At 68.7% G+C, this 4822-nt stretch carries 6 protein-coding genes; 2 read left to right on the top strand and 4 right to left on the bottom strand.

Features of this window, described 5'->3' with window-relative positions; genetic code table 11:
* Nucleotides 1–98: 98 nt before the first annotated feature.
* Complete coding sequence (locus E1281_RS37555; protein ID WP_131884460.1) at nt 99–1829, bottom strand: DDE-type integrase/transposase/recombinase; 1731 nt, start codon at nt 1827–1829, stop codon at nt 99–101.
* Entirely contained in the window at nt 1826–2530 is a 705-nt protein-coding gene (locus tag E1281_RS37550) for a TnsA-like heteromeric transposase endonuclease subunit (protein ID WP_131884459.1), read from the bottom strand. Before E1281_RS37550 ends, E1281_RS37555 begins: the two co-directional genes overlap by 4 nt.
* A gap of 405 nt (nt 2531–2935) precedes the next feature.
* Between E1281_RS37550 and E1281_RS37545 the strand changes: the two genes are divergently transcribed.
* A complete protein-coding gene (locus E1281_RS37545) occupies nt 2936–3175 on the top strand; it encodes a hypothetical protein (RefSeq protein ID WP_131884458.1) in 240 nt (79 codons plus the stop codon).
* A gap of 28 nt (nt 3176–3203) precedes the next feature.
* Nucleotides 3204–4037: a crotonase/enoyl-CoA hydratase family protein gene (locus E1281_RS37540; protein WP_131884457.1), complete on the top strand. Its 834-nt coding sequence runs from the start codon at nt 3204–3206 to the stop codon at nt 4035–4037.
* 64 nt (nt 4038–4101) lie between these two features.
* On the opposite strand, the gene E1281_RS37535 is transcribed toward E1281_RS37540, so the two are convergent.
* Complete coding sequence (locus E1281_RS37535; protein ID WP_165959278.1) at nt 4102–4587, bottom strand: DUF2752 domain-containing protein; 486 nt, start codon at nt 4585–4587, stop codon at nt 4102–4104.
* A partial coding sequence (locus E1281_RS37530; protein WP_207943746.1) for a CD225/dispanin family protein occupies nt 4584–4822 on the bottom strand: 239 nt, incomplete at its 5' end. The genes E1281_RS37535 and E1281_RS37530, both read right to left, overlap by 4 nt.

Here is a 4822-nt window from a genome sequence, read left to right as displayed (position 1 = left end):
GAACTCATCGACTTCCATGGCGGCTGGTCCAATGTCATGGACGTGACAATCGCCACGATGGAATGGGTGGCGTGGTATAACACCGAAAGGATACATTCTTACTGCGGGAACATTCCCCCGCGCGAGTACGAGGAAGCGTTCCACCGGTCACGCGGCACAACGGCCCAGACCGGCTGAGAACCAACGACCCGAGCCTCCAGCATCGCCGGGGCGGTCCAGATCTTCACGCCCCGACCGTCGTAGAGACCGACGGTGTGCGTGCGCAGCAATTCGTAGTAGAGATCGGGGCTGGGGATCTGCAGGGCGAAGCCGCCCTGGCCCATCGCCGCAGCGATCAGGCTGTTCGGGCTGTGGCGGCCACCCGGATCCCAGGCGGGGGCATACTCGCCGAGTTGCCGGTTCTGCCAGATCCGCACGACCCAGCGTGCGATCAGGTGTTCCATCTGCTCGATCGTCAGCACCGCGTCGACCTCCGGGTCGGTGCCCCGATCGGCGACGTCAACTCCCCGGTAGCCGGGCAGTTTCTCCAACAGCAGGCTCTGGATGGCCCCGAAGGCCCGCTCGACCGCCTGCTTGTCGGTTGGGCGCAGCACCCGAGCGGGAAGGATGTTGGCGCCGATCACCCGCTGCACGTCCACGAGCTGGTGATTCTTATAGACGGCACCGTGATCGGTGGTAATGGTCTCCGGGGCGAAAAACGGCAGAGCCGCCACCCTGTGGCCGACGAACTCCGCGACCAGCGTCGCCGGAACACCGGGGTAGGGCCATTCCATGTCGTCTCCCCAGCCCTCCCGCAGCGGCAGCGGCATCATCACATCGCGCACCAGCATCGCCACGTCCGTGGAGGTGTCCGACACCAAGGTCAGCCGGAACGCCACGATCGAGTGGCTGTAGACGTCCAGAGCGAGCGTCAGATGGACCGAGACAGGTTCACCAAACACGCTCTCGCGGACCAGGACCGGCAGCACGGTGGTGTCGAGCGCGACGACCTGGCCGGGGCGGTGCACCACGATGTGCTGCCCGGTCGGTTTGTGCCGCGCGCCGCTCGCGGCGTATCGCTGTCGTGCGCCGCCTGGACCGAACCACTCCCGCCATACCCGCCACAACGTCGAGTACGAAGGGACCACCACCTCCTCCTCGGTTTCGAAGCGCTCGCGGACGTATTGATGGATCAGCGCTTCCTTGGACTTCATGCTCATCCTGGCCCGGTGCAGGGACTCCTCCCGGACGGCGAAGATCGCCTCTCGGATCTGCGGGGTGACAGTCGGCCTGTCGCCGGTGCGCCGCAGCCAGTGGCCATCGATGCAGCCCGCGAGCCCGAACCGGCGGGTGTTCACCGCCCACCGCATGAGCGTCCGGACACTGATCAGGTGCAGGCCCATCGCCCGGGCCTCCATTTCGGGAAGCGCCTTGAGCTCGGCCACCTTCGCGGTCCGGCGCTCGGTCAGCGTGGTCAGGTCCGGGTCATAGGACGGCTTGGGCTCTTCCGGTGCGGCTCGAAGCCTGTCCCCGCTCCGGAAGCCGGTCTCGGCCTCCATCAGGTGCGCGTAGCGGATCAGGACGATCTCCCGTTGCCGGTCGGTCAGGTCGCCCAGCCCGCCCGGCTGACGGCCACGGTGGATCGCCGGCACGGTACTGCCGCTGGTCGAGGCCAGACAATCGGGATGGTTCACCAGCGCGCGAACCGTGGTCTGCATCTCCTGGCCCGCGTCGCTGCACAAGTGGACGTGCCCGAGCTGAGGCACGAACGAGGTCACCTCCCATTCCTCGCCCGCCAGCACCAGCCTGCTCCCCTGCGACAGGTCCAAAAGCCCGCCGGCGCTGCTCATCGGTCGGCGCTCCGGCTCGCGGCCCACACCAAACAGCGATCCGACAGAGGAAATCGCAGATCCATGCCCAGCCGACGCCGCCACAGCAGATGAACAGCGTGAGCTCTGCCGATCGCCGGGTAAGGCACCTGGCCGACCAACTCTCCGAAAGGCAACGGCTCCCTTCGCGCGACCGCCAGCAGACGCTCCTGCAAGCCCAGCGGATCCTGGAGCTGGCGCCTCGCAGCCGACAGAGCGTCCAGGGTCGCCTGGACCTGCGACCACCAGCCCGCAACAACGATGTACTGCCACCCGCAGGCCAGCGCCAGCTCCGCCGTAGCGGCGAACTTGACGCGGTCCTCGGCTCCGATCAGCCCAGCTGGCCGTACATCCAGCAGCCAGACCCCGCCGCCGGTGACGACCAAGAAGTCCGGAGTGTGAGCTGCCGAACCCGTAGGGCTCGTCGTGAAACGCAACGTCATCGGCTGGGAGAGCAAGTTCTGAACGTCACCGAGAAAGTCCAAAGCGAGCAGCAGCTTGCGCTCGTTGAGGCTTTCGAATCCGTGCAGCCGTCCAGTTCTGACCATCGCCGCGAGACCCGGGCGGTGAGACTGATCGGTCCGCCAGGAGAATGAGCGCACCGGCCGGCAGACCTCCACTGGGACCTCAGCCGCGTCCCGGACGGCACAAACCAGCTCGCCGTCAGCGGTCTTCCACCTCATCACCCAGCGGCGAGTCCAGCCAGGGGCCAAGTCCAAGACGCCCCGGTCGTCGGCCTCCACGCGATACCGCGGATCCAGGAGGTCCGACAAGACGCACGAGTTCGAAGGCACCCTCAACGAATCTCCGCCACGGTCCGGGCCAGGCCGCACATCTACGCCAGTCCGATCGATCACGCCACGAGCCCCCGCACCGACATGTCATAGACAGTCCGTCACGCATCGGTCACCGGGACCGAATCACGGATCCATCGGCGCGATCAACCTGGACATTGCGCGCGTCAGAACGGCAGAGATGCCAAATCAGCTGAAAACGCGGTGCCAACTCGGAAGAAAAACCGAACCGTCACCCCAGGGCAAGGTGCCGCGAGGTGCCATGTAGCGCGAAAAGTCTCACTGGTCACGACGTTGCCGAGCGTCCGCATGCAGGGCGGCCCGCCGCCGGCCGACGTCTTCGCCGCCCACCCCCTCGCCCGTGAGGCCGACGCCGGCGCGGTGACGTCCGTCCTCGCCGCGCTGGCGGGATACCTCGTCCGGGAGGGCCGGCAGCCTCCGCCTCCGGGCCTGCCGACACTCCGCGACTTCCAGAAGGCTCAGGGCGAGGTCGCCCTCGACTGGCTACGGCGGCGCATGGGATCGTCGCCCTGAGATGATCGCCGACAGACGGGAAGCCGGCATGACCGACCGCGTGACCGTGCACGTTCACGAGGGAGTCGCCGACGTGCGGCTCAACCGCCCCGACAAGCTGAACGCCCTCGACATCGCCACGTTCGAGGCGCTCGCCGAGACCGGGGACGCGCTCGCCGCGGACTCCTCCGTCCGCGCCGTGGTCCTGTCGGGCGAAGGCCGCGCGTTCTGCGCCGGACTCGACTTCGCCAACTTCGCCGCCATGGCCGGTGACGCGGCCCCCGACGAGGGCAGCAGCCGGTTCCGCAGGCTGGCGCTCGACATCACCGCACGGGAGCCCGGACGCATCACCAACCTCGGCCAGCAGGCCGTGCACACCTGGCGGGAGATGCCGCAGCCCGTGATCGCGGCCGTCCACGGCCACGCCCTCGGCGGCGGGCTGCAGATCGCGCTCGGTGCCGACATCCGGATCGTCGCACCCGACGCGAAACTGTCGGTCCTGGAGATCCGCTGGGGCCTGGTGCCCGACATGACGGGAACGGCCGCCTTGATCCGTCTCGTCGGCGAGGACGTGGCGAAGGAGCTCACCCTCACCGGACGCATGATCAGCGGCGAGGAGGCCGCCCGCATCGGCCTGGCCACCCGCACCGCCGCCGACCCGCGAGCGGAGGCCGCCGAGCTCGCCAGGGAGATCGCCGGCAAGAGCCCCGACGCCGTCCGCGGCGCCAAGCGCCTGCTCAACCGCGCGGCGGACGTCGATCTGGCCGGCCAGTTCATCGAAGAGTCCCGGACGCTGGGCGAACTTCGCGGCACGCCCAACCAGGTCGAGGCGGTCCAGGCCTACTTCGAGAAGCGCCCGCCCGCTTTCACCGATCCGGAGTGACTCGATGGGCGGTTCGTGTCCGAGTCCGCTCGCGGCGCCGGAACCGGGCGCGGCCGAACCGCCGTCAGGCGGCGAGGAAGGAGCCGAACGGCAGGTTGCGCACCAGCCAGAAGAGCAGGACGGCGCCGAACAGGGCCCAGATGAGCGCGGGACGGGCCGCCTTCGTCCGGGTCGGCCGGTCCCGGGCGCGTGCCTTCGCCCACCGGAACCAGAAGAAGGCCAGCGCCGGTATCGCCGCCAGGACGAGCACGTTCAGCCCGAGGGCGGTCTGGACGTCGCCGTGGGCGAGGGCGTGGATGGTCCGCATGGAGCCGCAGCCCGGGCACTGAAGTCCGGTCAGTGCCAGGAACGGGCAGGTCGGGTAGCGCCCGCTCTCATTCGGGTCGACCGCGGCGATGTAGGACACGACCGCGGTGGTGAGAAGCAGGACACCACCCGGCCGCAGCAGCCGTAGCGCCACCGCGGCCGCGGGGCAGCCGCGGAGCCCGCCCCACCGCCCGGTGAGAGGCCCGCCCGGCTGAAGCTGGGCGGACCGTCGCTCGTGCGTCATCGATGCAGGAGCCGGCAGCTCGCCATGGACAGCTGGACGACAAAGGAGATGACGCCGACGATGACGCCCGCGACCGCGGACACGATCGCCCAGGTCTTCGCCTTCTCGGACGCCTTCTGGGCCCCGCCCTGGTCGCCGGCGTTCCACTTGGAGTTCACCTGAGCGGCGAACACGATGGACACGACACCGGCGGGCAGGCAGCAGAAGATCGTCGTCAGAATCGCCCACACCAGGT

Origin of the sequence: Actinomadura sp. KC345, from assembly GCF_004348515.1 — a bacterium.
In the GTDB taxonomy this organism is placed as follows: domain Bacteria; phylum Actinomycetota; class Actinomycetes; order Streptosporangiales; family Streptosporangiaceae; genus Spirillospora.
Note: the sequence above shows the minus strand (reverse complement) of the source record. Positions and strands in the feature narration are given on the sequence as shown.